At 71.9% G+C, this 25,915-nt stretch carries 27 protein-coding genes; 12 read left to right on the top strand and 15 right to left on the bottom strand.

Annotated features, from left to right (window positions below; translation table 11 throughout):
- Positions 1-7: 7 nt before the first annotated feature.
- Positions 8-520: a SigE family RNA polymerase sigma factor gene (locus OG992_RS17440; protein WP_266303743.1), complete on the bottom strand. Its 513-nt coding sequence runs from the start codon at positions 518-520 to the stop codon at positions 8-10.
- Positions 521-686: 166 nt separating this feature from the next.
- Between OG992_RS17440 and OG992_RS17435 the strand changes: the two genes are divergently transcribed.
- Positions 687-1,700, top strand: coding sequence for a TrkA family potassium uptake protein (locus tag OG992_RS17435; protein ID WP_112603739.1), 1,014 nt, complete (start codon positions 687-689; stop codon positions 1,698-1,700).
- 68 nt (positions 1,701-1,768) lie between these two features.
- On the opposite strand, the gene OG992_RS17430 is transcribed toward OG992_RS17435, so the two are convergent.
- The gene (locus tag OG992_RS17430) at positions 1,769-2,248 is read right to left on the bottom strand and encodes a MarR family winged helix-turn-helix transcriptional regulator (protein ID WP_238683662.1); all 480 of its coding nucleotides are present in this window, start codon (positions 2,246-2,248) and stop codon (positions 1,769-1,771) included.
- 82 nt (positions 2,249-2,330) lie between these two features.
- Here OG992_RS17430 and OG992_RS17425 point away from each other — a divergent pair, with 82 nt between their 5' ends.
- The gene (locus OG992_RS17425; RefSeq protein WP_266303742.1) at positions 2,331-2,975 is read left to right on the top strand and encodes an FMN-dependent NADH-azoreductase; all 645 of its coding nucleotides are present in this window, start codon (positions 2,331-2,333) and stop codon (positions 2,973-2,975) included.
- Between the two features lie 69 nt (positions 2,976-3,044).
- Here the strand turns inward: OG992_RS17425 and OG992_RS17420 are convergent, their stop codons facing one another.
- The 3 genes from OG992_RS17420 to OG992_RS17410 all read right to left on the bottom strand — a co-directional run bounded on the left by OG992_RS17420 (position 3,045) and on the right by OG992_RS17410 (position 7,677).
- A complete protein-coding gene (locus OG992_RS17420) occupies positions 3,045-4,079 on the bottom strand; it encodes a 2-oxoacid:ferredoxin oxidoreductase subunit beta (protein WP_266303741.1) in 1,035 nt (344 codons plus the stop codon).
- Complete coding sequence (locus tag OG992_RS17415) at positions 4,072-5,919, bottom strand: 2-oxoacid:acceptor oxidoreductase subunit alpha (RefSeq protein WP_238683659.1); 1,848 nt, start codon at positions 5,917-5,919, stop codon at positions 4,072-4,074. Before OG992_RS17415 ends, OG992_RS17420 begins: the two co-directional genes overlap by 8 nt.
- A gap of 279 nt (positions 5,920-6,198) precedes the next feature.
- Positions 6,199-7,677: a hypothetical protein gene (locus OG992_RS17410; RefSeq protein WP_266303740.1), complete on the bottom strand. Its 1,479-nt coding sequence runs from the start codon at positions 7,675-7,677 to the stop codon at positions 6,199-6,201.
- Positions 7,678-7,806: 129 nt separating this feature from the next.
- Between OG992_RS17410 and ndhC the strand changes: the two genes are divergently transcribed.
- A complete protein-coding gene (gene ndhC / locus OG992_RS17405; protein WP_266303739.1) occupies positions 7,807-8,184 on the top strand; it encodes an NADH-quinone oxidoreductase subunit A in 378 nt (125 codons plus the stop codon).
- A gap of 67 nt (positions 8,185-8,251) precedes the next feature.
- Here ndhC and folP read toward each other — a convergent pair whose 3' ends face one another.
- The gene (folP, locus tag OG992_RS17400) at positions 8,252-9,121 is read right to left on the bottom strand and encodes a dihydropteroate synthase (RefSeq protein WP_266305226.1); all 870 of its coding nucleotides are present in this window, start codon (positions 9,119-9,121) and stop codon (positions 8,252-8,254) included.
- A gap of 156 nt (positions 9,122-9,277) precedes the next feature.
- On the opposite strand from folP, the gene OG992_RS17395 reads away from it, so the two are divergent.
- Complete coding sequence (locus OG992_RS17395) at positions 9,278-9,913, top strand: DivIVA domain-containing protein (protein WP_266303738.1); 636 nt, start codon at positions 9,278-9,280, stop codon at positions 9,911-9,913.
- Positions 9,910-10,407, top strand: coding sequence for an SRPBCC family protein (locus OG992_RS17390; protein WP_238683655.1), 498 nt, complete (start codon positions 9,910-9,912; stop codon positions 10,405-10,407). The genes OG992_RS17395 and OG992_RS17390 overlap by 4 nt, the downstream gene beginning before the upstream one ends.
- Here the strand turns inward: OG992_RS17390 and OG992_RS17385 are convergent.
- Positions 10,352-11,272: a sterol desaturase family protein gene (locus OG992_RS17385; RefSeq protein WP_266303737.1), complete on the bottom strand. Its 921-nt coding sequence runs from the start codon at positions 11,270-11,272 to the stop codon at positions 10,352-10,354. The genes OG992_RS17390 and OG992_RS17385 overlap by 56 nt on opposite strands.
- A gap of 113 nt (positions 11,273-11,385) precedes the next feature.
- Here OG992_RS17385 and OG992_RS17380 point away from each other — a divergent pair, with 113 nt between their 5' ends.
- Positions 11,386-11,967: a DNA-3-methyladenine glycosylase I gene (locus tag OG992_RS17380; protein WP_323181883.1), complete on the top strand. Its 582-nt coding sequence runs from the start codon at positions 11,386-11,388 to the stop codon at positions 11,965-11,967.
- Between the two features lie 13 nt (positions 11,968-11,980).
- Positions 11,981-12,604 carry a hypothetical protein gene (locus tag OG992_RS17375; RefSeq protein ID WP_238683653.1) on the top strand — a complete coding sequence of 208 codons (624 nt, stop codon included), beginning with the start codon at positions 11,981-11,983 and terminating at the stop codon, positions 12,602-12,604.
- On the opposite strand, the gene OG992_RS17370 is transcribed toward OG992_RS17375, so the two are convergent.
- Genes OG992_RS17370 through OG992_RS17355 form a run of 4 tightly spaced genes read right to left on the bottom strand, consistent with a single transcriptional unit; the run spans position 12,601 to position 16,829 of the window.
- A complete protein-coding gene (locus OG992_RS17370) occupies positions 12,601-13,842 on the bottom strand; it encodes a DUF1501 domain-containing protein (RefSeq protein WP_266303736.1) in 1,242 nt (413 codons plus the stop codon). The genes OG992_RS17375 and OG992_RS17370 overlap by 4 nt on opposite strands.
- Positions 13,843-13,856: 14 nt before the next feature.
- The gene (locus tag OG992_RS17365) at positions 13,857-15,155 is read right to left on the bottom strand and encodes a DUF1800 family protein (protein WP_266303735.1); all 1,299 of its coding nucleotides are present in this window, start codon (positions 15,153-15,155) and stop codon (positions 13,857-13,859) included.
- Positions 15,156-15,214: 59 nt separating this feature from the next.
- On the bottom strand, positions 15,215-16,006 hold the full coding sequence (locus tag OG992_RS17360) for an enoyl-CoA hydratase-related protein (protein ID WP_266303734.1): 792 nt from the start codon (positions 16,004-16,006) through the stop codon (positions 15,215-15,217).
- 4 nt (positions 16,007-16,010) lie between these two features.
- Positions 16,011-16,829: a PaaX family transcriptional regulator C-terminal domain-containing protein gene (locus OG992_RS17355; RefSeq protein WP_091394799.1), complete on the bottom strand. Its 819-nt coding sequence runs from the start codon at positions 16,827-16,829 to the stop codon at positions 16,011-16,013.
- Positions 16,830-17,019: 190 nt separating this feature from the next.
- On the opposite strand from OG992_RS17355, the gene OG992_RS17350 reads away from it, so the two are divergent.
- Both OG992_RS17350 and OG992_RS17345 read left to right on the top strand, forming a co-directional pair.
- On the top strand, positions 17,020-17,187 hold the full coding sequence (locus tag OG992_RS17350) for a DUF3117 domain-containing protein (RefSeq protein ID WP_007455245.1): 168 nt from the start codon (positions 17,020-17,022) through the stop codon (positions 17,185-17,187).
- A gap of 147 nt (positions 17,188-17,334) precedes the next feature.
- Entirely contained in the window at positions 17,335-18,810 is a 1,476-nt protein-coding gene (locus tag OG992_RS17345) for a M17 family metallopeptidase (RefSeq protein ID WP_238683649.1), read from the top strand.
- A 54-nt stretch (positions 18,811-18,864) separates the two neighbouring features.
- Here the strand turns inward: OG992_RS17345 and OG992_RS17340 are convergent, their stop codons facing one another.
- Positions 18,865-19,560, bottom strand: a complete 696-nt coding sequence (locus OG992_RS17340; protein WP_308193641.1) for an O-methyltransferase — start codon at positions 19,558-19,560, stop codon at positions 18,865-18,867.
- A gap of 188 nt (positions 19,561-19,748) precedes the next feature.
- Here OG992_RS17340 and OG992_RS17335 point away from each other — a divergent pair, with 188 nt between their 5' ends.
- On the top strand, positions 19,749-21,170 hold the full coding sequence (locus OG992_RS17335) for a S1C family serine protease (protein ID WP_266303733.1): 1,422 nt from the start codon (positions 19,749-19,751) through the stop codon (positions 21,168-21,170).
- Between the two features lie 97 nt (positions 21,171-21,267).
- Positions 21,268-21,690, top strand: coding sequence for a preprotein translocase subunit TatB (locus OG992_RS17330; protein ID WP_091394791.1), 423 nt, complete (start codon positions 21,268-21,270; stop codon positions 21,688-21,690).
- Positions 21,691-21,851: 161 nt separating this feature from the next.
- Here the strand turns inward: OG992_RS17330 and OG992_RS17325 are convergent, their stop codons facing one another.
- The 3 genes from OG992_RS17325 to OG992_RS17315 all read right to left on the bottom strand — a co-directional run bounded on the left by OG992_RS17325 (position 21,852) and on the right by OG992_RS17315 (position 25,006).
- Positions 21,852-23,000, bottom strand: a complete 1,149-nt coding sequence (locus OG992_RS17325; RefSeq protein WP_238683648.1) for an Mrp/NBP35 family ATP-binding protein — start codon at positions 22,998-23,000, stop codon at positions 21,852-21,854.
- Positions 23,001-23,076: 76 nt separating this feature from the next.
- Positions 23,077-23,727 carry a DUF1003 domain-containing protein gene (locus OG992_RS17320; protein WP_238683647.1) on the bottom strand — a complete coding sequence of 217 codons (651 nt, stop codon included), beginning with the start codon at positions 23,725-23,727 and terminating at the stop codon, positions 23,077-23,079.
- Complete coding sequence (locus tag OG992_RS17315) at positions 23,720-25,006, bottom strand: CBS domain-containing protein (RefSeq protein ID WP_238671210.1); 1,287 nt, start codon at positions 25,004-25,006, stop codon at positions 23,720-23,722. The genes OG992_RS17320 and OG992_RS17315 overlap by 8 nt, the downstream gene beginning before the upstream one ends.
- A 33-nt stretch (positions 25,007-25,039) precedes the next feature.
- On the opposite strand from OG992_RS17315, the gene OG992_RS17310 reads away from it, so the two are divergent.
- On the top strand, positions 25,040-25,909 hold the full coding sequence (locus tag OG992_RS17310; RefSeq protein WP_238683646.1) for a PhzF family phenazine biosynthesis protein: 870 nt from the start codon (positions 25,040-25,042) through the stop codon (positions 25,907-25,909).
- Positions 25,910-25,915: the final 6 nt, after the last annotated feature.

Genomic DNA, 25,915 nt, shown 5'->3' with positions numbered 1-25,915 from the left:
GCTCCTCTCAGTTCGCGGTCAGGGTGGGGGTGAGCAGGGTGCGCAGGCTGGCAAGGCCCTTGGCGGTCTGGCTCTTCACCGTCCCCGTCGAGCAGCCCATGGCCCGGGCGGTCTCCTCGACGCTGAGGTCCTGGAAGTACCGCAGCACCAGCACCGCCCGTTGGCGTGGCGGCACCTGCCGCAGCGCGCCCACCACCGTGATCCGGTCGGTCGGGTCGGCAAAGGACCTGGACACGTCGGGCAGCGCGGCGCCGAGGCGGACCCGCGCCCACCGCAACCGCCGCTCGTCGATCAGTCGCCGCACCAACATGGTCCGGACCAGCGCGTCCAGGTGATCGGCCTGCCGGGCCCGCGCCCACGAGCGGTACAGCTCGGTGAGCACCCGTTGCAGGATGTCGTCGCCCCGGTCCCAGTCCCCGCACATCAGGTAGGCGGTGCGCCGCCACTGCACCATCCGGGATCTGACGTACTCGGTGTATTCGTCGTCGGCCTCGGCTCGCCGTCTGCCGCTCGTCGTCACGAGGGTCGCGCCCCCTCCGTCTGCCGGCCTGCACCGGTTCGTCGTTGTCGTCCGGTAGTCGGGTGCGGGCACGCCGCCGGTTGTCCGCCGCAACCCGGGCGTGCGGTCGACGGTGTACCCGCTATGTTGTGGGCGTGCAGGCGACGGCGGGGGAGCAGGTTCGACGGTGATCCATTTTCCCGCGCAGCGCCGGGGCCCACTGAGCGCGCTGAGCCTTCGGCTCGCCGCCGCGCTGGGCCTGGTCTTCGCCGTGGTCGCCGCGGTCTACCTCGGCCGGGACGGCTACCGCGATGTCAACGAGGACGGCCTCACCCTCCTCGACTGCTTCTACTACGCGGTCGTGTCGCTCTCGACCACCGGCTACGGGGACATCACCCCGGCCGCGCCGTCGGCTCGGCTGGTCAACGTCCTCTTCATCACCCCGGCCCGAGTGATCTTCCTTATCATCCTGGTCGGCACCACCCTGGAAGTTCTGACCGAGCAGTACCGGACCGGCCGTCGCCTGTCGCGGTGGAGGAGAGCCGTGAAGGACCACGTCATCATCTGCGGCTACGGCACCAAGGGGCGCAGCGCGGTGTCCGCCCTGATGGAGAACGGTCTGGACCGCTCGCGGATCGTGGTGGTGGAGCGCAGCGCCGCCGCTCTGCGGCAGGCCACCTCCGCCGGGCTGGTGGCGATCGAGGGTTCGGCGACCCGTTCGTCGGTGCTGAACGAGGCGCACGTCAAGAACGCGAAGGCCGTGATCATCGCGACCGACAGTGACGACGCGTCGGTGCTGGTCGCGCTGACGGTACGGCAGCTCACCGCCGGGCAGGTCCGCATCATCGCGGCGGCGCGGGAGGCGGAGAACGCCCCGCTGCTCAAGCAGAGCGGCGCGCACCACGTGATCGTCTCCTCGGCCACGGCGGGCCGGCTGCTCGGCCTGTCCACCTCGGCGCCGCCGCTGATCGACGTGGTGGAGGACCTGCTCACCCCCGGCCAGGGCATGGCGCTGGCGATGCGTTCCGCCGAGCGGGACGAGGTGGGTCGCTCGCCGCGCGAGCTGGAGTCGTTGGTGATCGCCCTGGTGCGGCGGGGCAAGGTGGTCACCCTGGCGGACCGGGCCGGCGCGGTGATCGAGACCGGCGACATGCTGGTGCACGTACGCGACGACCGCCCCCAGTCGGCCACCACCGCCTGATCGTCCCACCGCTGCCGCGGTGGTGACCGCTGGGATGACGCTGCCGCTCTCGCCGCTGCGAGGCGGCGTCAGCAGGTGTCGTCGGCGACGCAGATCGCCTCGGTGCAGCTGACGGCGGTGCCGGTGGAGGCCCGGCTGAGTAGTTCGTAGAGCGTCTCCCGCTCGGCGCGATCCAACGCGCCCAGCACCTCGTCTTCGGCGCCGGCCAGGGCGCATTCGGCCTCGCTGAGGCGTTTTGCCCCATCTTCGGTGAGTTCGACGACGTGTCGGCGGCGATCCTCGGGTGAGCGCCGACGTTCGATCAGCTGCTTCGCCTCCAGGTCGTTGAGCAGCCCGACGATGTTGGTGCTGTCCATTTCCAGGATGGTGGCCAGCGCCTGTTGCCCGGTGCCGCCGCCGGCGCGCAGCACTGTGAGTGCGACCAGATGCCGGGGGCGTAGCCCCAGCGGCGCCAGCACCGACTCCGACCGCAGTCGCATCCGCCGGGCCAGATGGTCCAGGAGTGCGCCCGAGCGGTGCTCGGAGGAGTCGAGCGGCTGCGCGGACATGTGACCCACTCTACCGACTCAGCGGAACATCGGCCTGCTATAAATAGTTGGTGCCTCACGAACGATCTCTGAAGGAGGAATGATGCATCTGCTGCATATTGATTCGAGCATCCGCGGTGACTGGTCGGTCAGCCGGCGGCTCACCGCCCGTGCGGTCGACGCATGGCGTGCGGCCCACCCGGACGGCACCGTGGCCTACCGGGACCTGGGCGCCGAGCCGCTGCCGCACCTGGACGCGGACGGCGGGCTGGCGCGAATGACCCCTCCGGACCAGCACACGCCGGCCCAGAGCGAGTCCTGGCAGCTCAGCGAGCGGCTCGTCGACGAGGTGAAGCAGGCCGACGTGGTGCTGCTCGGCCTGCCGCTCTACAACTTCGGCGCGCCGAGCAGCGTCAAGTCCTGGGTCGACCACCTGATCGTTCCCGGGCTGGCGTACGACCCGACGACGCAGGAGGGCCTGCTCGGCGGACGCGAGTTCGTGGTGCTGGCCACCCGCGGCGGCGGCTACGGCGAGGGCACCCCTCGTTTCGGCTGGGACCACGCCGAGCCGTGGCTCCCGCACGGCCTGTCGATGACCGGCCTGCAGCCGCGCTTCATCAGCGCCGAGCTGACCCTGGCGCCGTCGGTGCCGGCGATGGCCGAGTTGATCCCGCTGCACGAGGCGAGCCTCGCGACGGCCGAGAAGGAGATCGACAACCTCTGGATGCCGGCCACCGCCCAGCGCTGATAAAGCGCCGGTACGACGAGAGCGGCCGCCCCCGGATCGGGGACGGCCGCTCTCGTCGGTGCGGACGGGTTACATGATCGTCCAGGTGTCGCCGCTGCCCAGCAGGCCGGCGAGCTGCTGCTCGGGGGTCTCGGTGACCTTCGCCTTCGCGGCCGCGAGCTGAGCCTGCACCACGCTGTCGTAGGACGGCCGGTCCACCGAGCGGAACACCCCGATCGGAGTGTTGCGCAGGTCCAGGCCGGGCAGCCGGGACAGCGCGAAGGCGTAAGCAGGGTCGGTCACCGTCGCGTCGTGCACGACGATCTCCTCCGGGCGGACCGAGCTGGTGTCCCGGACCTCCAGGCCGAAGCCACCCGGTGGGTGCACCACGCAGAACTGCCCGTCGGCCCCGAAGGTGATCGGCTGGCCGTGCTCCAGGCGGATCAGGTAGTCGTCCCGCGTGGACGGGTCCTTGAGCTGCTCGAACGCCCCATCGTTGAAGATGTTGCAGTTCTGGTAGATCTCCACGAACGCCGAACCCTCGTGCTCGGCGGCGGCCCGTAGCACCGACTGGAGGTGCTTGCGGTCGGAGTCGATGGTGCGGCCGACGAAGCTGGCCTCTGCGCCGAGGGCGAGCGAGAGCGGGTTGAACGGGGCGTCCGCAGAGCCGGTCGGTGTCGACTTGGTGACCTTGCCGACCTCGGATGTCGGAGAATACTGGCCCTTGGTCAGACCGTAGATCCGGTTGTTGAACAGCAGGATCTTGAGGTTGACGTTGCGCCGCAGCGCGTGGATCAGGTGATTGCCGCCGATGGAGAGCGCGTCGCCGTCGCCAGTGACCACCCAGACCGACAGGTCCGGCCGGGACACCGACAGGCCGGTCGCGATCGCCGGGGCCCGACCGTGGATCGAGTGCATCCCGTACGTGTTCATGTAGTACGGGAAGCGGGACGAGCAGCCGATCCCGGAGACGAAGACGGTGCGCTCCCGGGGGATGTTCAGCTCCGGCATGAACTGCTGGATGGCCGCCAGGATCGCGTAGTCACCGCAGCCGGGGCACCAGCGCACCTCCTGGTCGGACTTGAAGTCCTTCGCGGTGAGCTTGACGGCGACGGGCTCAGACATTCTTCAGCACCTCTTCCAGCGTCGTCTCCAGCTCGGCGGCCGTGAACGGAAGGCCGCGGACCTGGTTGTAGCTGATCGCGTCGACCAAGTAGCGGGCCCGGATGACGTGGGCCAGTTGGCCCAGGTTCATCTCCGGGATGACCACCTTGTCGTACGAGCGGAGCACCTCACCGAGGTTGGCCGGCATCGGTGCCAGGTGCCGCAGGTGCGCCTGGGCGATGGAGAGGCCACGCTGACGGACCCCGCGGCACGCCGCGCCGATCGGCCCGTACGTCGAGCCCCAGCCGAGGACCAGCACCCGGGCGTCGCCGTCCGGGTCCTCCACCTCGATGTCCGGCACCGGGATGGTCTCGATCCGAGCGGCCCGGGTACGCACCATGAAGTCGTGGTTGGCCGGGTCGTAGGAGATGTCCCCGGTCTTGTCGGCCTTCTCCAGACCGCCGATCCGGTGCTCCAGGCCCGCAGTGCCGGGGATCGCCCACGGTCGGGCCAGGGTCTCCGGGTCACGCAGGTAGGGCAGGAAGGTGGTGCCGTCGTCGCCGTTGGGCTTGGTGGCGAACTCGACCCGCAGGTCGGGCAGCGACTCCACGTCCGGTAGCAGCCACGGCTCGGAGCCGTTGGCGACGTAGTTGTCGGACAGCAGGATCACCGGGGTGCGGTAGGTGAGCGCGATCCGGGCCGCCTCCAGTGCCGCGAAGAAGCAGTCCGACGGTGACCGGGGCGCGATCACCGCGACCGGTGCCTCGCCGTGCCGACCGTAGAGCGCCATGTTGAGGTCGGCCTGCTCGGTCTTGGTCGGCATGCCTGTCGACGGGCCGGCGCGCTGCACGTCCACGATCACCAGCGGCAACTCCAGCGCCACCGCGAGCGAGATCGTCTCGCTCTTGAGCGCCACGCCGGGGCCGCTGGTGGTGGTCACGCCGAGCGACCCGCCGTAGGAGGCGCCCAGTGCCGCGCCGACGGCGGCGATCTCGTCTTCGGCCTGCATCGTGAGAACACCGAAGCGCTTGTGCTTGCTCAGCTCGTGCAGGATGTCCGACGCGGGCGTGATCGGGTACGCGCCGAGGAAGACCGGCAGCCCGGAGCGGACCCCGGCGGCGACCAACCCGAGCGAGAGCGCCGCGTTGCCGGTGATGTTGCGGTACGTGCCCGGCTTCATCTTGGCCGGTTTGACCTCGTAGCGGACCGCGAAGTCCTCGGTGGTCTCGCCGAAGTTCCAGCCGGCCTTGAAGGCGGCGACGTTCGCGGCGACCAGCTCCGGCCGGGACGCGAACTTGCGTTCCAGGAAGCGCAGCGTCGACTCGTAGGGCCGGGAGTACATCCAGGAGAGCAGGCCGAGCGCGAACATGTTCTTCGACCGCTCGGCGTCCTTCTTGGACACCTGGTGGGCGGCGAGCGCGCCGACCGTCATCGAGGTCAGCGCCACCGGGTGCACGACGTAACCTGCCAGCGAGTCGTCGTCCAGTGGGCTGGCCTGGTAACCGACCTTGGCGAGGTTGCGCTTGGTGAACTCGTCGGTGTTGACGATGATGTCCGCGCCGCGCGGCAGATCGGCCAGGTTGGCCTTGAGTGCCGCCGGGTTCATCGCCACCAGCACGTTGGGCGCGTCGCCCGGCGTGAGGATGTCGTAGTCGGCGAAGTGCACCTGGAAGCTCGACACGCCGGGCAGGGTGCCGGCGGGAGCCCGGATCTCGGCGGGGAAGTTTGGCAGCGTGGAGATGTCGTTGCCGAGCTGCGCCGTCTCCGAGGTGAACCGGTCGCCGGTCAGCTGCATGCCGTCGCCCGAGTCACCGGCGAACCGGATGACCACGCGGTCGAGTTGACGGATCTGCTTGGTCACTGTGCCACCTTCGTTCGCGACTGCGGGGCTTGCCCGGCCACGGAACCTCCTTGACGCAACGCTTCACCGCACCGCCCCAGGCTGGCCCGGCCGCTGTCGTTCCTCACCTGAGAGCCTACGTCTAAGGGAGCCCTAACCATCCCCGGAGGTCCGCCGACTGGGACCGGATCGAGTTGCAGAATGCCCGCTTTTGCGGGGTTATGCACCGCCCGCCGTAATTCAGATCACCACCGGCTTCCGCCGACGACCCGGCCGCGCGCTGCGGGGGTCGTCAGTCGATCAGTCGGCGGGGCTGGGCGCGGGCTCCGGCGACGGGCCGCCGAGCCGGCGGCGTAGCGAGATCGTGGCCAGCGTGAGGGCCAGCACCACCAGCAGCGTGGAGACCGCGATCAGGATCACGGCGGTGCGCTGCACCGAGGTCACCCCGCCGTCTCCGGTCGCGGCACCGGCGGGCAGTACGCCCTGCGAGCCGGTTGGCGCGGGCGGGGAGACCACTGGCGTGGCCAGCGCGGCCGCCGCGGTGATCCGGAAGCTCATCTGCACCCGACGGGTCGGGCCGCTGCGCGGATCGAGCTGACCGACCACGGCCCCGGACAGCGGCGCTTCCCGCTGCGCCTGTGGCGTCGCCTCCACCGGCAACTGCACCTCCGCGGTCGTGCCCGCCAGCACCAGGCCGGCGTCGCAGCGGGTACGCGTCGGGTCGACCGCCACGCAGCCGAGCGGCGGGGTCGGCACGGTGACCCCGGCCGGCAGGACGACCTCGACCCGGCCGGCGGCGTCCACAGCGCCGGTGTTACCCAGCCGGAGCGTGAGGGTGCTGGGGCCGCCGCTGATGTCGAAGGCCACCTCGTCGGCGGCGAGGTCGATCCCGGGTACCGGCGGGCCCGCCGGGAAGAGCACCGCGAAGCCCTGGTCGTCGGTCACCTCTCCGGCGGCTCCCGGCGCGTCCGCGACGACCTGGACGGAGCCGCTGAGCGGCATCTGCTTCCACGCCGTGCCGGCGACCCGCAGCCGCAGCACAGTGCTGAACCGAACGCCCGCCCCGGCGGTCCAGGCGCCGCAGCGGTACGTCCCACCACCGGCGGCGGCGCAGCCCTTCGTTCCGGCGTCGGTCAGCCCGGCGGGCAGCGTGTACGAGAGCCGGATCTGTTCCGTTGTGGTACCGGTGTTGTGCACCGTGACCTGGAGGGTGGCGGCCGTACTCGGTGTGTTCCAGTACGTCTCGCCGAGGGTGACGTCGCCGGTGGTGACCTGCACGCCCAGCGGGCTCTGCGGCGGCGGCGCCGAACCCGGCGCGGGCGGGCGGACCGTCGGGGCCGGCGGTGTCGGCGGGGCGGGGGGCGCCGTCGGTGGCACCGGGGGAGCCGGGCTGGGCGGCCGGGTGGTGCTGCCCGGCGCGGGCGCGCTGGTGGTCGGCGGTGGCGGGACCTCCGGGGCGGTGGTCACCGGCGCCGGTGGCGTCGTCTCCGGTGGTGGCGCGGCGGTCTCCGGTGCCGGGTCGGTCGGCTCCGGGTCACCGCCCGGGTCTTCGGTCGGGGTGGGTTCCTCCGCCGGTGTGGTCGGGGGTTCCTCGCCTCCCGGCTCGTTGACCGGCTCGGCCGAGGTGGCGACCGGGTCCGCGTCCGGTGCGGCCGCGCTTGCCCAGGCTGGCCCCACGGCGAGTGCCGTGAGGAGGCCGAGCGCGAGCGCGGTCGCCAGCAGGGGCGTGGAACGCCGCCCCTCCGCCCGGTTACCGGGCGATGCCTTCACGCGGGCCATCTGTCCTCCGGTGACATGGGTGGGTGTCCAATATTCGGTAACAGTTGCCCCGGTGCACTAGTCCCATCTGGAAACAAATCCGTAACGTGTTTGGGACGGCCCGTCCGGGCGGGCGGTAGGCTGCCGACTGTGAACGGATACCTGGGCTCGTACGCGACGCTCGGTCTCCTGCTGCTCGCCAGCGTTATCTTCTTCGTTACGGCGTTCTCGGCCAACCGGGTGTTACGCCCGGCGCGTCCGGCCGACCCGCCGGGCAAGCGGGCCAGCTACGAGTGCGGGCTCGACCCGGTCGGCGCCGACTGGGCGCAGATGCAGATCCGCTACTACGTGTACGCCTACCTCTACGTGCTGTTCGCGGTCGAGGCGGTGTTCCTCTTTCCGTGGGCGGTGGTCTTCGACCGGCCGGGCTTCGGTCTGGTGACGGTGGTGGAGATGGCGGTGTTCGTGGCCGTGCTCGCGCTCGGCATCCTCTACGCCTGGCGTAGGAACATCCTTCGCTGGACCTGAGCGCCACTGCCTCCGGCGATCGTGTCGGTCCGTCCGACCGTTCGCTGTCGGTTACGGCGACGACCGGTCAGGCGAGCCCTCGGCGGGTGACAGTGGGCGGGCGGTCGCCTCGGATCGAGGCCACCATGTCCAGCACCCGGCGGGTCGGGCCGACCTGATGAGCCCGGAAGACCCGGGCGCCCGACCAGGCCGAGACGGCCGTCGCGGCGAGCGTCCCCTCCAGCCGTTCCGCCACCGGCAGGTCCAACGTCTCACCGATGAAGTCCTTGTTGGAGAGGGCCACCAGCACCGGCCAGCCGGTCGCGGTCAACTCGTCCAGTCGGCGGGTGATCTCCAGCGAGTGCCGGGTGTTCTTGCCGAAGTCGTGCGCCGGGTCGATGAGGATGCCGTCGGGGCGTACCCCTGCCGCCACCGCGCGCTCGGCGAGCCCGGTCACCGTCGCGACCACGTCGGCGACCACGTCGGTGAAGGCGGCCCGGTGCGGCCTGGTCCGCGGCGTCAGCCCGCCGGCGTGCGAACAGACCAGGCCGGCGCCGGTCCGCGCGGCCACCCGGACCAACGCCGGGTCGACGCCCGACCAGGTGTCGTTGAGGAGATCGGCCCCGGCCGCCACGGCCTCCGTCGCCACCTCGGCCCGCCAGGTGTCGATGGAGATCACCACCTCCGGAAACGCGGCTCGGACGGCAGCGATGGTGTCCACCGTTCGCCGGATCTCCTCGGCGACGTCCACGTCCGCGCCGGGGCCGGCCTTGACGCCGCCGATGTCGATGATGGCCGCGCCCTCGTCCACCGCCCGCTCCACAGCGCGCAGAGCGCTGTCGGCGGCGTAGGTGGCCCCGCGGTCGAAGAACGAGTCCGGCGTGCGGTTGATGATCGCCATCACCACCAACTCGCCGGGGGCGAACGTGTGCCCACCCAGCCGAAGCGCCCCGACCATGCCCGCCTCCTGGAAGTTCACGCCGTCGCCGCCGCGTCGGCCGGTCCCGACGCTAGTCGGTCGCCCGTCCACGATTCCGGGCGGGCGTCGGCACCGATCATGATCGAGGCGGGTGGCGGGGTCGCTCCCGGCCGGCTGCCATGCCACGATCAGTGCATGGGTCAGCTTCTGCTCCTCCTGGTCGTGGCGTTGACCGTCGCGGCGGTGATATTCGGCGTGACGGTGCTGGTCAGCGGGCGCGATCCCGGTCTGGTGCCGGCCGAGCCGGATTCGCAGGCCGTGGCGTTGCCGGGCACCCGCCCGTTGCGCGAATCCGACGTGGGGGCGGTCCGTTTCGACACCGGGTTGCGCGGGTACCGGATGGACCAGGTCGATAAGGCGCTGCGCCGTGCCGCCTACGACATCGGTTACAAGTCCGAGCTGATCGGCGTACTGGAGTCGGAGGTCATCGCCTTGCGTGAGGGGCGCACCGACGACGCGGACGTGCTGCGGCAGGCCCGCGAGCAGTCCGCCAGCAGGGTGACTCCCGTGGACGCGGCCGAGGCCGGCGAGGCGACCGAGCCGGGCGAGACGGCGGAGCCGGGCAAGGACGCGCCGCTGAACGGCGAGGCGGGCTCGGCCCCGGTCGGCTCGACGACTCCCGGTCCGTTGCCCGCCGCCAGCTCGTCCCCGGCGGATTCCGACGGGGTGGCACCTGCCGCCGCGCCCGCCGACGACGACGAATCGGCCGATCGTGAGCAGACCGCCGACACCGAGCAGCGCGACGCGGTGGTTCGGTCGGAGTCGGCATGACCGAGCCGGGGGGTGCCGACGATCTTCGCGAGGCGGCCCGACCCGGCGCCGGTGAGGTGACCGCCACGGTGATCGTCGAGGCCCCGGCGGAGCGGGTGTTCGCCGCGCTGCTCGCGTGGGAACGTCAGTCCGACTGGATCCCGTTCACCCGCGTCCGGGTGGTCGAGGGCGACGGGCGCGAGGGCAGCCGGATCGAGGCGGTGACCGCGCTCGGCCGGGCGACGCTGCGCGACGAGATGCTGGTGGTCCGGGTCGACGAGCCGTACGAGATCGGTGTCGTGCACCACGGCCAACTGCTGCGCGGCCCGGGGGTGCTGCGCTGCACCCAACTGGACCGGGACCGCACCCAGGTCGTCTGGCACGAGTGGTTCCACCTGCCGGGCGGTCGGGCCGGTCGGCTGGCGTGGCCGGTGCTCTGGCCCGGCTCCAAGCTCGGCCTCACCCAGGCGCTGAAGAGGTTTGCCCGTCTGGTCGAGCAGGGCCGACTGCCCTGACCGGGGAGCCCGGCGCTGGCTGCCAGCCCGGTGCGCGGAAGAGATGCCCGACCCGGTGCCGCCAGGTCACCGCGGCGCGCAGGTCCCGGGCGATCGAGGCGTACTCGTGGAAGGCCACCCGGACCGGGTTGTAGCTGCCGACGTTAGTGGTCAGGCCGTACACGCAACGCTCCCGTTCCGGCGCGAACGACGCGAAGAGCCGGTCCCAGACGATCAGGATGCCCCCGAAGTTGCGGTCCAGGTAACTGCCCTGCGACGCGTGGTGCACCCGGTGGTGCGACGGGGTGTTGAACACCGCCTCGTACCAGCGCGGCATCTTGTCGATCCGCTCGGTGTGGATCCAGAACTGGTAGAGCAGGTTGACCGAGCCGCAGAACGCGACCACGGCCGGGTGGACGCCGGCCACGATCAGCGGGATGTAGAACACCCAACTAGTCAGGCCGGTCCACGGCTGGCGCAGCGCGGTGGAGAGGTTGAACCGCTGCGACGAGTGGTGCACCACGTGCGAGGCCCAGAGGATGCGGATCACGTGGTGGCCGCGGTGCGACCAGTAGTAGCAGAAGTCCTGCGCGAGCAGGATCAGCGGCCAGGTCCACCAGAGCTCGGCGACCCGCAGCGGGGTGAGCGCGTAGAGCAGCGCGTACGCGGCGGCGATCGGCACCTTCCAGAGCAGGTCGGCGAAGATGCTGCCCAGGCCCATCGTCAGGCTGGTCGCGGTGTCGGCGCCGCCGTAGCCGACCTCGTCGTCGTCGCCGTGCAGCAGGTAGGAGACCCGCTCCAGCACGATGAGCAGCACGAAGGCCGGGATCGACCAGGCGATGACGTCCGGGAACTCCTTCACCGCGCGGCCTCCGCTCGCCGTCACCGGTCGGGGCGCACCGTCGGGTGACCTCGACCTACCGGTCGGTAACAAGCACCATAGGCAGCCGGACGGCCGGTGGCAATGGGGTGTCGGACGGATGCCCTAGCGTGTACGAGGTGACTGACCTGGTGATCGGCGCCGATGGGCTGCCTCGCTGCGCCTGGGGGTCGAGCACCCCCGACTACGCCATCTACCACGACACCGAGTGGGGGCGGCCGCTGCGCGGCGACGACGCGCTCTACGAGCGGATGACGCTGGAGGCGTTCCAGTCCGGGTTGTCCTGGCTGACCATCCTGCGCAAGCGTCCGGCGTTCCGACTGGCCTTCGACGAGTTCCACATCCCGACCGTCGCCCGCTACGACGACGCCGACGTGACCCGGCTGCTCGCCGACGCCGGCATCGTCCGCAACCGGGCCAAGATCGAGGCGGCGATCGCCAACGCCCGCGCCGCACTGGAGCTGCCGGAGGGCCTGTCCGCGCTGCTCTGGTCCTTCGCGCCGGAGCCCCGACCAACTCGCCCCGCCTCGTTCGCCGAGCTGGCGCCGATCACGCCGGAGTCGACGGCGATGGCCAAGGCACTCAAGAAGCGCGGTTTCCGGTTCGTCGGCCCGACCACCGCGTACGCGCTGATGCAGGCCACCGGGATGGTCGACGATCACATCGTCGGCTGTCACGTCACCCTTGCATCGGCGGCGTGATGAGATTGCAGGCATGACGACCGAGACCGCGCACCGGGCCGGTGCGGCCGGCAACGCCGACGGGGTGGGCACCTGGGCGGTGCTGCTGCCCGCCGAACGGTACGAGGCCGAGCGGCTCGTGCACCACGACACGCTGGAGCTGACCGGGCTTACCGATGTCGCCCGGCCAGGGCTGGGCGACCAGGTGGCCGTGCTTGTCGACGCGCCGCCACGGCTGGTGGCCCTCGGCCGGGTCACCGCGCCGGGTCGACGCCATCGCGAAGACCCGGACGACCCGCAGTCCCCGGTCGAGCCGGGCACGCTCGTTGTCGCGTACACCCGGCGGGCCTTCGACGAGCCGGTGCCGGCCGACCTGCTGACGTTCGACGGGCCGGTCACCGCCGTGGAGCCGGCGGCCTTCCGGGCGCTGGCCGACCAGCTCGGCCCGCCCCCGGCGCGGCGCACCTGGCTGGTCAGCCTCGACCTGCCGATCGAGGCCGGCACGCCGGCCGAGGCGGTTCGGCTGTTCTGGTCCTACGTGCAGGAGTTGGGCCCGCGTGAGCTGCCCGCCTTCGTCTCGCCGGCCGGCGACGAGCTGGCCATGCAGGCGTTCGTGCTGGGCGAGCAGGCCAACCAGGACCCGGAAGAGGACGACTAGAAAAGCTTGTCCACTCGTCCCCGCCAGTCGGCGAGGACCGGGCCCGGGTCGGTGTCCAGCACCCGCTCCAGCAGCGTGGCGTAGACGTCCCGGAAGTCGGTGGTGTATTTCAGGTCGCCGTCGTCGAGGTCGGTGAGGCTCGGTGGTGAGCCGTGCCAGCCACCCCGGACGCCCGCGCCGAGAAGCAGCACGTCCGAGGCGGTGCCGTGGTCGGTGCCGTCCGAGGCGTTGGCCCGTACCCGACGGCCGAACTCGGAGTAGACCGCCACCACCACCTTCCGGCCCGCCTCGGTGCGACTCATCCGGTCGGCGAACCCGGTCAACGCCCGGTCCAGCTGACCCAGGAGCACGGCCTGCAACTGCTTCTCGTCGGCGTGCGTGTCGAAGCCGCCCAGCGACACCGAGAAGACCCGGGTGGACACTCCCGCCTCGACGCACTGCGCGACCAGGTCGAGCTGTGCGTCCAGTGGGGTGCGGGCCCCGCCGGTGGCCGTCGCGGGGGCCTGCTCGCCGTCCGGGTCCGCCGTGTCCGGGTCGGCGGAGTCGCGTACCTGGCGGATCATCTCGTCCACCGACCGCAGGTCGGCGAAACAGGCGGCGGCCCGGCCCCGGGCCGCCGACTCGCCCGCCTCGGCGGCGGCGAACGCGGTCAGTGTCGCCGCGGGCAGCCCCTTCGCGGCCTTCCGGTCGGTCACCGGCACTGCCGCACCGGCGCTCTCGGCCCCGGCCAGCAGCGGCGGCAGCGCCGGTTCGAAGGAGACCGCCAGCCGGGGGTCGCCGCCGGCGCGGTCCAGCCACCGCCCGAGCCAGCCGGTGTTGCCGGGCCGGTCCGGTTGCGCGGTGTGCCAGATGTCCATCGAACGGAAGTGGCTGCGGTCCGGCTTCGGGTAGCCGACTCCGCGCACGATCGCCAACCCACCGCCGGACCAGCGCTGGTGCAGGCCGGCCAGCGCCGGGTTGAGGCCGAAGTCGTCGTCCAACCGCCGCACCTCCCCGTCCGGGTACGCCAGCTCCGGGCGAGCCGCCCGGTAGGCCGGGTCGCCGTACGGGATGACAGTGTTGAGGCCGTCATTGCCGCCGTAGAGGGTCACCAGCACCAGCGTGCGGGACTGCGGGTCCCGGTCCCCGCTGGTGTCCAGCAGGTCCCGCAGGCTGTACGCGCCGGCCCCGGCGGCCAACGCGCCCGCGCCGACCACCCCGCTGGTCAGCAGGAACCTGCGTCGGGTCACTGTGTCCATGTCGACTCCTCCGCTCAGCTGACTGTGTATTCGGGGCTGACCAGGCCGGCGGCCAGCAGTTTGCGGGGCTCACCGGCCAGCGGGGTGAGAGCCGCCCGGGTGCGTGCGCCCCAGCCGTCGACCACCAGCAGTCGGGCCAGCGCGTCCGGTCGGCCGGCGGTGGGCGCGGCGGTCAGGCGGGCCAGCACCGCTGGTGCCGTGGCGGCGGCGAGCACCCCGGCCGTCCGCAGCCGGGCCTGCAACGACGAGGTGGTCAGCCAGGCGGACCCGGCCGGCCAACCACCGACGCTCGGTGGGCGCAACGGCACCTGGTCGAGCGCGTTCAGACCGGCCAGCAGTTGTCTACGTTGCTGCTCGGGCAGCGCGGACGGTCGGATACCGAGCTGCCGCAGCGCACCGACCAACCACTCCACCGGTTGCTTCACCAGCGTGCCCCGGGTCTGCGCGAAGGCCGGCGCGGAGAAGAGCGCGCGCACTGTCGCGATGGTGTCCGCGCCGGCGAGGCCATCCGGTGCCGGGGTCTCGGTGCCGGCGTAGCGGAACCAGAGCCGACCGGCGACGAAGGTCGCCGCTGCCGGTTGGGCCGCCAGCAGGCCGGCGTACGCCTCGGCGTCGAACCGGCTGCTCCGTCCGAGGATGCTCTTCTCGCCGGGGTCGTGCCGGCGGGTCTCGAAGCGGGCCGCACCGGTACGCCGGTCGACCACCCAGCCGGTCAGGGCCCGCGCGCCGGCCTTCACGTCGGCCTCGCTGTAGGCGCCGATGCCGAGGGTGAACAGCTCCATCAGCTCGCGGGCCAGGTTCTCGTTCGGTGCCTTGCGGGTGTTCTTCTGCCCGTCCAGCCAGACGATCAGGGCGGGGTCGCGCACCATCGCGGCGAACAGTGGGCCCAGCGGCCCACGACCGTGCCGGCGCAGCGTCTCCAACTGGCCCACCATCAGCCGCGCCGACTTGACCTTCTGCGCGCTGGTGGCCCAGTGCCCGTGCCAGAAGAAGAGCAACTTCTCGGTCAGCCCGTCCTCGGCGGCCACCATCCGGTCCAGCCACCACTCGGTGACCTGCTGGAGTTGCTTGCGGCGCTCCGCGTTGGCCTGTTGCCGTTGCTCACGGGTGGAGTCCTTGGTCAGCCCGGCGTACGGGTCCGGGGGCAGCGTCGGAACCGGTGTGGCCGCCGCACCCCGGTCCGTCGCGGGCGGGGTGAGCAGCCGGTCCAGTGTCGCCGCCGGCCCGGCCCGCTCGGCCGCGTCCACCTCGTCGGCGGTCGGCCCGAAGGTGGCCCGGCGCAGCAGGTGCGCCACCGATTCACGATCGCTCATACCGGCCGACGCTAGGCGTTCCGTGTTCGAGGACGGTAAGGGCGGCGTCCGGATCGCGTTCAGCGTCCCTCGAAGACCGGTTTCTGCTTGCCGACGAAGGCGAGGGTGGCCGCCCGGTGGTCGGCGGTGGCGCCGCAGATCGACTGGGCCTGCGCCTCGGCGGCGAGCGCGTCGGCGAGGGTGCCGGCGTCGGCGATGGAGAGCTGTCGCTTGATCGCCCCGTACGCGATGGTCGGGCCGGCGGCGAGGCGGGCGGCCAACTCCTGGGCGACGGGCAACACCTGCTCGTCGTCGTCCGTCAGCCGGTTGAGCAGGCCCAACCGGCAGGCCTCCTCGGCGCGGACCGGCTCGGCCAGCAGCAGCAGCTCCACCGCCTTGGCGTGGCCGACCAGCCGGGGCAACGTCCAGGAAGCGCCGGTGTCGGCGGCGAGACCGATCTTGGCGAAGGCCATCAGGAAACTGGTGGTCGGACCGCCGATGCGGATGTCGGCCAGGAACGCCAGCGACGCGCCCGCCCCGGCGGCCATCCCGCGGACCGCGGCGATCACCGGCTTGGGCAGGTTGGCGAGCCGGGCGGCGATCGGGTTGTAGTGCGCCCGCACGGTGCCCAGCGGGTCATTGGCGGAGTTTTCCAGGGTGGCCACGTGTTCGCGTAGGTCCTGACCGGCGCTGAACGCTCCGCCGGCCCCGGCCAGGACGACAGCACGGCAGGACCGGTCGGTCTCCAGCTCCGCGAGGGCGTCCCGCAGCGCCTCCTTGAGCGCCACGTCGAGCGCGTTCATCGCGTTCGGCCGGTTCAGCGTGAGGGTGACGACGGCGTCGGTCCGGTCGACCAGCAGCGGCTCGGTCACGTGTCTAACGACCCTTCTGTCGGACGATGCGGTTGCCGGCGTCGAGGCACTGTTCGACGTACCGGTCGGCGGCCGGACGCAGGCGGGCTGCGTGCCGGTCGAAGAAACTGGCCGCGGCGGTGCCGGGCCACCGCTCGGGCAGCAGCGCCGGGGGCAGCTGCGGATCCTGGAAGAGGAACGTACGCCACGCGTGCACGAGGCGGAACCGCGTCGCGTACGCCTCCTCGTCGCTGCTGCGCACGGTGACCGCAGCGAGCAGCGGGCGCTGGTCCGCGACGAACCGCTCGTAGGCGCGGCCGATCTCGGCCAGGTTCCAGGCGCGTCGGACCACGCCCATCGCGCCGGGGGTGCCGGAGAAGTGCGAGGCGGTGAACCGCTCGAACCGGATGCCGGTCTCGGCGAGGAGGAGGTCGACGTCCTCGGCGGGGCGGGTGGCGACCCAGGTCTGCTCGTCGAGCGTTCCGTAGCCGAGGAAGCTCAGATTCGCGGCGAGCCGTTGGCGGTCCCGCCGGGAGCCCGGGGCCTCCAACACCAGGAGGTCGAACCGGCCGTCCCAGGTGACCCGGCCGGTCCGGTAGATCCGGGCGGCTGCCTCGTCGAGTCGGCGGGCAGCTTTCGGTGTGATCGAATATCCCGGTCCGGAGACCAACCGGAGGGGCTCGAGCCAGCCTTGGCGCACCATCCGGGAGACGGCGGTGCGAACTGCTGGCGGTGCGATTCCCAGCGGCGCCAGTAGCTTGACCAGGGCAGCAACCGGTGCCCGGCCACCCCTCGGACGGAGGTGGTCGCCGTACAGGTCGAAGAGTGCCGACCGTGCCTGCATGACCGCACATTGTGACAGGCCTTCTCAAGATAAGCTAGATGCTGTTACATCAATGCTGCTCCGGTTTGGGTCCGGCGGTGTTCATCAGGGAAAATCGTTTGTCGACACCCCCGTGACCGTTGCGGGTGGTCGTGACGAAGTGGCTGTGGGGCAACCCACCGACCCTGGTGTAGGTCTGAGGGGAGACAACATGGCGGCGATGAAGCCGCGGACGGGCGACGGTCCGCTGGAAGTCACCAAGGAGGGGCGGGGCATCGTGATGCGGGTCCCGCTGGAGGGCGGTGGCCGGCTCGTCGTCGAGATGACTCCCGACGAGGCCAACGCGCTCGGTGACGCACTGAAGGCAGCGGCCGGCTGAGTAAGGAGTGCTCCGGGCGGCTCACGCCGCCCGGAACGTTCTTTGGACCCTGAGCCACCGGAATCGCCGGTGGCTCAGGGTCTTCAACGCTGCGGTCAGGTGGGTTCGCCACCGGTCCGCGACACTTTCCTGGAGGTACGGTTCCGCGTGCTCGCAATCCGTCTGATCGCCGAGCCGGACCGGCTCGACGTCCTCGTCCTGCCCGTCCGCTCCGCCGATTCGACGGCGGAAGGTGACACCTCGGCCGAGCCAGTATCGACAGCCGTGGCGGGCCCGGACGGCACGGCCGACGAGGCGGCCGCGCTGGCGTCAGCGGCCCGGCTGACGGGCCGGGCCGGCGAGATCCACACTCAGCTGCGCCCCGGGCGTACCCCCGGCCGGCTGCTGCTGCTCGGCATCGGTGACGGCGGCGAGGCGGCTTGGCGGACAGCCGGCGCGGCCCTGGCCCGCTCAGCTTCAGCTGAGACGCATATCACCATCGCGCTGCCCGCCGAGGTGACCCCGGCCGCAGTTCGCGGGTTGACCGAGGGGCTGCTGCTCGCCCCGTACCGGTTCCGACTCACCGAGGCCGGCGACCGACCGGCGCTCACCGGCGTCGACCTGCTGCTCGACGACCCCGCCGGGTACGAGGACACCGTCGCCACGGCTCGGACCACGGCCGCGATGACCCATCTCGCGCGGGACCTGACCAACACTCCCTCGTCGGTGAAGACCCCGCAGTGGTTCGCCGACCAGGTGGCCTCCGCCGCGGCCGACCTTCCGGACCTGCGGCTGCGGGTCCGTGGCCCGGCAGAGCTGACCACCGAGGGCTTCGGCGGGATCCTCGCCGTGGGCGGTGGATCCGCCAGCGGACCCCGGCTGGTCGAACTGGACTGGCACCCCGCCAACGCGCGCACCCATGTGGTGCTGATCGGCAAGGGCATCACCTTCGACACCGGTGGCATCTCGATCAAGCCGGTGGCGTCGATGAAGCTCATGCGCAAGGACATGGCCGGCGCGGCCGCTGTCGTCGCCGCCACCCTTGGTGCCGCCGCGCTGCGGTTGCCGGTCCGGATCACCACGTTGACCCCGCTGGCCGAGAACATGGTCAGCGGCTCGGCGTTCCGCCCCGGCGACGTCATCCGGCACTACGGCGGTACGACCAGCGAGACGACCAACTCCGACGCCGAGGGTCGGCTGGTCCTCGCCGACGCGCTGGCGTACGCGGTGCAGCAGCTCAAACCGGACCTGCTGCTCGACCTGGCGACGCTCACCGGCGCGAACTCGGTGGCGCTGGGCAAGCGCACCGCCGCCCTCTACAGCGAGAACGACGAGTTGGCCGCCAGCGTGCTGGCGGCGGCCGAGGCGGCCGGCGAGTCGGCGTGGCGGATGCCGCTGCACACCGACTACGTCGAGTACCTCGGCAGCGAGATCGCCGATCTCTACAGCGCACCCGCGCAGGGTGCCGGGTCGGTGCTGGCCGCGCTCTACCTGCGCGAGTTCACCGGCGAGCTACGAGACCGCTGGCTGCACCTGGACATGTCCGCCCCGTCCTGGGCCGACAGCGACCAGGCCGAGGTCAGCCGAGGCGCCACCGGTTGGGGCGTCCGCTCGTTGCTGCGCTGGCTCGCCGACGTCAACTAGCGCGTGGGTCAGAGCCCCGGCCCGACCGAGGCTCTGACCCGTCCTGGGCTCGGATCAGCACTTCACCGCGGCGAGCAGCCCGTGCCCGACCGGAAGCAGCGCGGGAATCCAGTGCTCCGACTCCCGGACCGCCTTGATCGTTTCGCGAACCGTCACCGTCTCCGCGTCCCGGGCGGACGGGTCGCCGATCCGGCCGCTGGCCAGCACACCGTTGAGCGCCAGCACGCCCCCTGGGCGCAACAGCCGCAGCGCCGCCTCCACACAGGCGTGGAAGCCAGTCGCCTCCGCGTCCACGAAGACCAGGTCGTACGCACCGTCGGCGAGCCGGGGCAGCACGTCGAGCGCCCGACCGGTGATGATCCGGGTACGCCCGGCCGCGAAACCCGCCTCGGCGAAGATCCGCCGGGCGATCCGCTGGTGCTCCACCTCCACGTCGATGGTGGTGAGCACGCCGTCGACGCGCATGCCGCGCAGCAACCAGACGCCGCTGACTCCGGTGCCGGTGCCGATCTCCACCACCGCACGGGCGTTGCCGGCGGCGGCCAGCAGCCGCAGCGCCGCCCCCGCGCCGGGGGTGACCGCGTCGAGGCCCACCTCCCGGGCCAGGCTGCGGGCGGTACGCAGAACGAGATCCTCGGTGACGTACGACTCGGCGAAATGCTGGGCCTGTGTCGTCGAACTGCCGGAACCGGCGACCGTGGCGATGGGGCACCTCCGGGGGCGGTGCGTGGTGCGGGGGCGGGTTGGCACTGTGAGCGTAGAGGCGACCGTCGTGGGGCGCAGCCGCGCCTCCGCCGGAAGCGATCACCGGGGCAACCGCTGACTGCACCGCGTCCATCCGTGCAATCCTGGAGGCGGTATCCCGTCAGCCGCGACCAGACCGGCCCGTGGCCGGGCGACGCGGCGCGGGATCCGGGGACGGACTGGGAGGCACCGACGTGACCGACGGCTGGGACTGGCGCCGGGGCGGTGAGACTCCGGCTCCGGCGCGACCGCCCGGGGCAGGAGCCCCGTCGGTGGGGCCGCCGACCATGCCGGGGGCCGACCGTGCGCCCCTCGCCCCGCCAGGCAGCGGACCGGCACCGGGCTGGCCGGCGTCTGCCGGCGGGCCGACACCGGGCTGGCCGGGGCCGGCTGTGGGCGCCCCCAACTCGGCCCACGCGTCGGCCTGGTGGTCGGACGCGCTCGCCGACCCCTGGCGCGACCCGGCGGCCCCTACCGCAGTGGTGGTGCCCGGGGTGGTGGCCCCCGGCACCGAGCCCGAGCCGGTCAGCGACCCCGACGCGCCGGGCCGGCCGACTCTGCGCCACCTGTTGCTCATTCCCGTGATCACCGCGCTGCTGGCCGGCACCCTCGGCGGTGCGTTGGGCTACGCGTTCGCGGTGCGCGGCGGCGCTGGTGCGGCGGTCCTCGGCGGTGCGCCCGCGGAGGTGCCGGCGCTGGCGCAGCGCAAACCGGAGTCGCTGGCCGGGGTCGCCGAACGAGTCCTGCCCAGCGTGGTCACCGTACGGATGAGCAGCCTCGGCGGGACCAGTGAGGGCTCCGGGTTCATCGCCACCGCCGACGGCCATGTGATCACCAATGACCATGTGGTGGCCGGCGGCACCGGCAAGGCCTCGGTGGTCTTCAACGACGGCAGCACCGCGCCGGCGACCATCGTCGGCCAGGACGCGGAGTCGGACATCGCGGTGATCAAGGTGAGTCGTCCCGGGTTGCGACCCGTGGAGTTCGGCGACTCCGACGCGCTGGCGGTCGGCGACCCCGTGCTCGCCATCGGCTCGCCGTTGTCGCTTGCCAACACGGTCACCGCCGGCATCGTGAGTGCGCTGGACCGGACGATGCAGGCCGGTGAGCCGGGCGGCCCGGTGCGGTACTACGCGGCCATCCAGACCGACGCCGCGGTCAACCACGGCAACTCGGGCGGCCCACTTGTCGACGGTGCCGGCCGGGTGGTCGGAGTGAACTCCACCATCAAGTCACTCGTGGCCGAGGGACACGAGGCGGGCAACATCGGGCTCGCCTTCGCCATCCCGATCAACCAGGCCAAGCGGGTGACCCAGGACATCATCGGCACCGGTAAGGCCCGGCGTACGGTGATCGGCGCCCGGGCGGACGGCCCCACCGGGGTTGTCGGGGGTGGCCTGCGGCTGGCCGAGGTGGAGCCGTCCGGCCCCGCGGACGGCGCCGGACTGAAGGTCGGCGACGTGATTCTCAAGATCAACGGGCGGCCGATGACCGAGCCGACGGATCTGACGGCGTTGGTCCGCAAGTACGCGCCGGGCTCGGTCGTGACCGTCGAGTATCGGCGGGGCTCCGCTCGGCAGAACACCTCGGTAACTCTCGCCGCGGACGCGAAGTGACTCACCACGGAAGCGAAGTGAACAGCGGCGCACCCCTTGCCCGAAAGCCGTCCGCCGTGCGTAGTCTTGCTGCTGACGCCGAGAGGAGGCCCGCGGGATGCTCGACAACCTGAACTGGTGGGAGATCGGTGCGCTGCTGCTCCTGGCGCTGCTGATCTTCGGCGACCGGCTCCCCGCCGTGATCACCGACGGCCTGCGGTTGGTGCGCAACCTGCGCAACATGGCCCGCAACGCCACCGGCGACCTGAGCCGTGAGCTGGGCACCGACATCCAGCTGGAAGACCTGCATCCGAAGGCATTCATCCGCAAGCACCTCCTCAGCGAGGAGGACGAGGCGGCGATCCGCAAGCCGTTGCAGGGCGTCTACGACAACCTGCGCGCGGACGTCAGCGGCGTGCACAACGACCTGAAGGACGTGGCCAACGCCGCCGACCTCCGGTCGAACGAGGCCCGCTCCGGCACTGCCACCAGCAGCCCCTCGGCTCCGGCCCCCCGCGCCAGCTACGACGACGCCACCTGACCGACCCGTACCTCGACCGGCTGGTGCCCGCGACAGGCTGGTCTAGCCCTACCCGGACTCGGTCGGATCGCGCCCGTCGCGGCGGCCTGGCTGGACCACCCACCGGCACGACTCAGCCCGCCGGCCAACAGTGGCCGACGGGCTGATGGTGTTCCGGGTGGTCAGCGCCCAGCGGGCTTGAGACCGAGTGGCTTGCCGAGCAGTGACTCGCGGCGCAGGGCGAGCCGGTCGGCGATCGTGCCGAGCGCCTGAGCGGCCGGGGAGCCCGGCTCGGCCAGCACGATCGGGTTGCCGGCGTCGCCGGCCTCGCGGACCCGGGTGTCCAGGGGGATCTGACCGAGCAGCGGCACCTGCGCGCCGATGGTCCGGCTCAGCGACGCGGCCACCGCCTCACCGCCGCCGGCGCCGAAGATCTCCATCCGGGAGCCGTCCGGAAGCTCCAGCCAGGACATGTTCTCGATGACGCCTACCACCCGCTGGTGGGTCTGCAGGGCGATCGCCCCGGCCCGCTCGGCGACCTCGGCGGCGGCGGTCTGCGGGGTGGTGACGATCAGGATCTCCGAGTTGGGCAGCAACTGGGCCAGCGAGATGGCCACGTCACCAGTGCCCGGCGGCAGGTCGAGCAGGAGCACGTCCAGGTCGCCCCAGTAGACGTCGGCCAGGAACTGCTGCAGTGCCCGGTGCAGCATCGGACCGCGCCACACGACTGCGGCGTTGCCGGAGGTGAACATGCCGATGGAGATCACCTTCACGCCGTGCGACTGCGGCGGCATGATCATGTCCTCGACGCGGGTGGGCCGGGCCTCCGTGCCGAGCATTCGCGGCACCGAGTGGCCGTAGATGTCGGCGTCGACCACGCCGACGGAGAGCCCACGGGCGGCGAGCGCCGCCGCCAGGTTGACAGTGACGCTGGACTTGCCGACGCCACCCTTGCCGCTGGCCACCGCGTACACGCGGGTGCGCGAGCCGGGCTGGGCGAACGGGATGACGGGCTCCTCGGTCGCGCCGCCGCCGCGCAGCTGCGACTGCAACCCCTGCCGCTGCTCGGGGGTCATCACACCGAAGTCGATCTCCACGCCGGTGACGCCGGGCACCGCGGCGACGGCGGCCGTGATGTCGTTACGCAGCTTGTCCTTCAGTGGGCAGCCGGCGACGGTGAGCAGCAGCTCGACGCGGACGACACCGCTGGCACCGATCGTGGCGGAGCGGACCATGCCCAGCTCGGTGATGGGCCGGCGGATCTCCGGGTCGTTGACGGTGGCCAGGGCGGCCTGGATCGCGTCCTCGACGGTGCTCACGGGTGCTGACATGCCCGCAATGCTACGTCGCGGGGCATCCGTTGCCGCCGCTGCCCGGGGCGGTGTGAGCCAATCGATGACCCGTCGGTCAGCTCTCCGACCGGCGCGGGCCGGTGCCGTCCGGCCGGGCGTCCCGGGTGAAGTCGCCGTCCAGGTCGTCGCGGGGTTCTTCCAGGCCGACGCCGTCGGTCGGCCGCTGGCCACGTCGCTCCTGCCGGCTGTCCTTCTCCTGCTGGCGGCGCTCCAGTCGCTGCCGGCGTTGCCCCACCTCGTCCAGTTCCTCGGCCAGCCGGGCCAGCTCGGAGCGGAGGAAGTCGCGGGTGGCGACCTCACCCAGCGCGATCCGCAGGGCCGCGATCTCCCGGGCCAGATACTCGGTGTCCGCCTTCTGCGCGGTGGCTCGTCGCCGGTCCTCCTCCAGGGCCACCCGGTCCCGGTCGGCCTGCCGGTTCTGGGCCAGCAGGATCAGCGGGGCCGCGTAGCTGGCCTGCAACGACAGCACCAGGGTCAGGAACGTGAAGGTGTACGGGTCGAAGCGCAGGTCCGCCGGGGCCAGGGTGTTCCAGACGAACCAGATCGCGATCACCACAGTCATGACGACGATGAAGTTCGCGGTGCCCATGCCCCGGGCGATGCCCTCAGACCACCTCCCGAACGCCTCCGCGTCGAACCGGGGCAGCTTCACGCCCCGGGGCTCACGTGGCTGGTCGAGACGCTCCGTCCGACGCTGGTCAGCCATCTGCGCCGTCCAGCGCAGGGTCGGTGGTGCCCGGGGCGGCGAGGGCGTCGCGGTCCCGCCAGTCCCGGGGCAGCGAGTGATCCAGCACGTCGTCGACGGTGACGGCGCCGACCAGCCGGTTGTTGCGATCGATCACCGGCATGGCGACCAGGTCGTAGGTGGCCATCCGGCGGGTGATCTCCGGCAGCGGCGTGGTGGGGCGCAGCGGGTCGATGTCGTTGACCACCACCTTGCCGAGCAGGTCGGCCGGGGGCTCGCGCAGCAGCGCCTGGAAGTGCACCATGCCCAGGTAACGGCCGGTCGGCGTGTTCTGCGGTGCTCGGGTCACGAAGACCTGCGCGGCGACGGCGGGGGAGAGCTGTGGCTCCCGGATCCGGGCCAGCGCCTCGGCGACTGTGGCGTCCGGCGGCAGGATGACCGGCTCCGAGGTCATCACACTGCCCGCCGTGCCGGGGGTGTACTTCAGCAGTTGGCGTACCGGATCGGCCTCGTCCGGCTCCATCAGGTCCAGCAGCACGTCCTGCTCGGGTGGGGGCAGCTCGTTGAGCAGGTCCGCGGCGTCGTCCGGGTCCATCTCCTCCAGGACGTCGGCGGCCCGCTCCCGGTCGAGGGCGGCGAGGATCTCCACCTGGTCGTGCTCCGGCAGCTCGCTGAGCACGTCGGCCAGTCGCTCGTCGTCCAGCGCGGCCGCCACCTCGTTGCGTCGCGCGTCGGGCAGATCCTGCAACGCGTTGGCCAGGTCGGCGGGGCGCATGTCCTCCAGTACGGCGAGCAGGTTCGCCGTACCCCGGTTGTCGGCGATGCCGCTGAGCCCGCGCACCCGGTCCCACTCGACCTGGTGCAGGTGGCCGCGGCGGCTGAGCCGACCGGTCTGCTCGCGTACGGCGACACGGGTCAGCGACCACTCGCCACCCCGGGTGCACTCCATCGCGACGTCCACGACCGCGCCGGGCTGGCCGCCCGGGTCGAGTTGCACCCGCCGGTCGAGCAGTTCCTGGAGCACCAGCAGCTCGTTCGGGCGCTTCTCGAACCGGCGCAGGTTGAGGGTGCCGGAGCCGAGCACCACGGCGTCCGCGTCGATGGAGGTGATCCGGTTGATGGACAGGAAGATCCGGCGACGCATCGGCATCTCGGCGACGAGACCCACCACCTCCGGCGGACGCTTCGTCGCCCGCAGCCGTGCCACGGCGTCACGAACCCGCCCCACCTGGTCACCGTTCGGGTCGAAGACGGCGACTCCGGCGAGACGGGCGATGTAGACCCGGGTCGGCGTACTCACGGGCACCAGCCTAAGCGCCTAGTGTTTATCAACATGTCGACCTTGGCCTACGAGATCGTGGACGTCTTCACCGATCGCCCCTTCGCCGGCAACCCGCTGGCGGTGGTGTTCGGCGCGGAGGCGCTGGCCACCGAGCAGATGCAGGCGCTCGCGTTGGAGTTCAACCTGTCCGAGACGGTGTTCGTGCTGCCTCCGACCCAGGTCGGCGTCACCTACCGGGCCAGGATCTTCACCCCGGTGGAGGAGTTGCCGTTCGCCGGGCACCCCAGCGTGGGCGCGGCGGTCACCGCCTGCAGACGGGGCATGTTCGGTGTGGGGCAGGTCACTCAGGAGTGCCGGGCCGGTGTGCTGCCGATCGAGGTGACCGCGTCCGGGGCGACGCTGACCGGTGGCGCTCCGACGCTCGGGCCGGAGCTGGACCCGGAGCCGTTGCTGGAGATCGCCGGGCTGGTCGCCGACGACCACCTCGGGCCGCCCCCACGGGTCGCCGGCTGCGGGCTGGAGTTCCCGTACCTGCCGGTGCGTCCGGAGTCGGTGGCCCGCGCCCGGGTGGACCCGGCGGCGGCGCAGCGGTACGGGGTGTCGCACGTCAGCGTCTTCTCCTGGGACGCGGCCGCGCAAACCGCGCACGCCCGGGTCTTCGTGCCGGGGATCGGCGTTCCGGAGGACCCGGCGACCGGTTCGGCGGCGCTCGGCCTCGGTGTCTGGCTGGTGGCGAGTGGTCTGCTGCCCGGCGAGGGGCGCTCGGAGTACGCGGTCCGTCAGGGCGTGGAGATGAACCGTCCGTCCGCGTTGGCCTGCACTGTCACAGCGGCGAACGGGGTGGCGGTCGGCGCGACGGTCGCCGGCCAGGTGGTGCCGGTGGCCCGCGGTGAGATCGCCGTGCCGCCGTTCGTGGGCTGAGCGGAG

The sequence above is a fragment of the Micromonospora sp. NBC_00362 genome, assembly GCF_026342155.1.
GTDB lineage: Bacteria > Actinomycetota > Actinomycetes > Mycobacteriales > Micromonosporaceae > Micromonospora > Micromonospora hortensis.
This window is presented reverse-complemented; position numbering and strand designations above follow the sequence as displayed.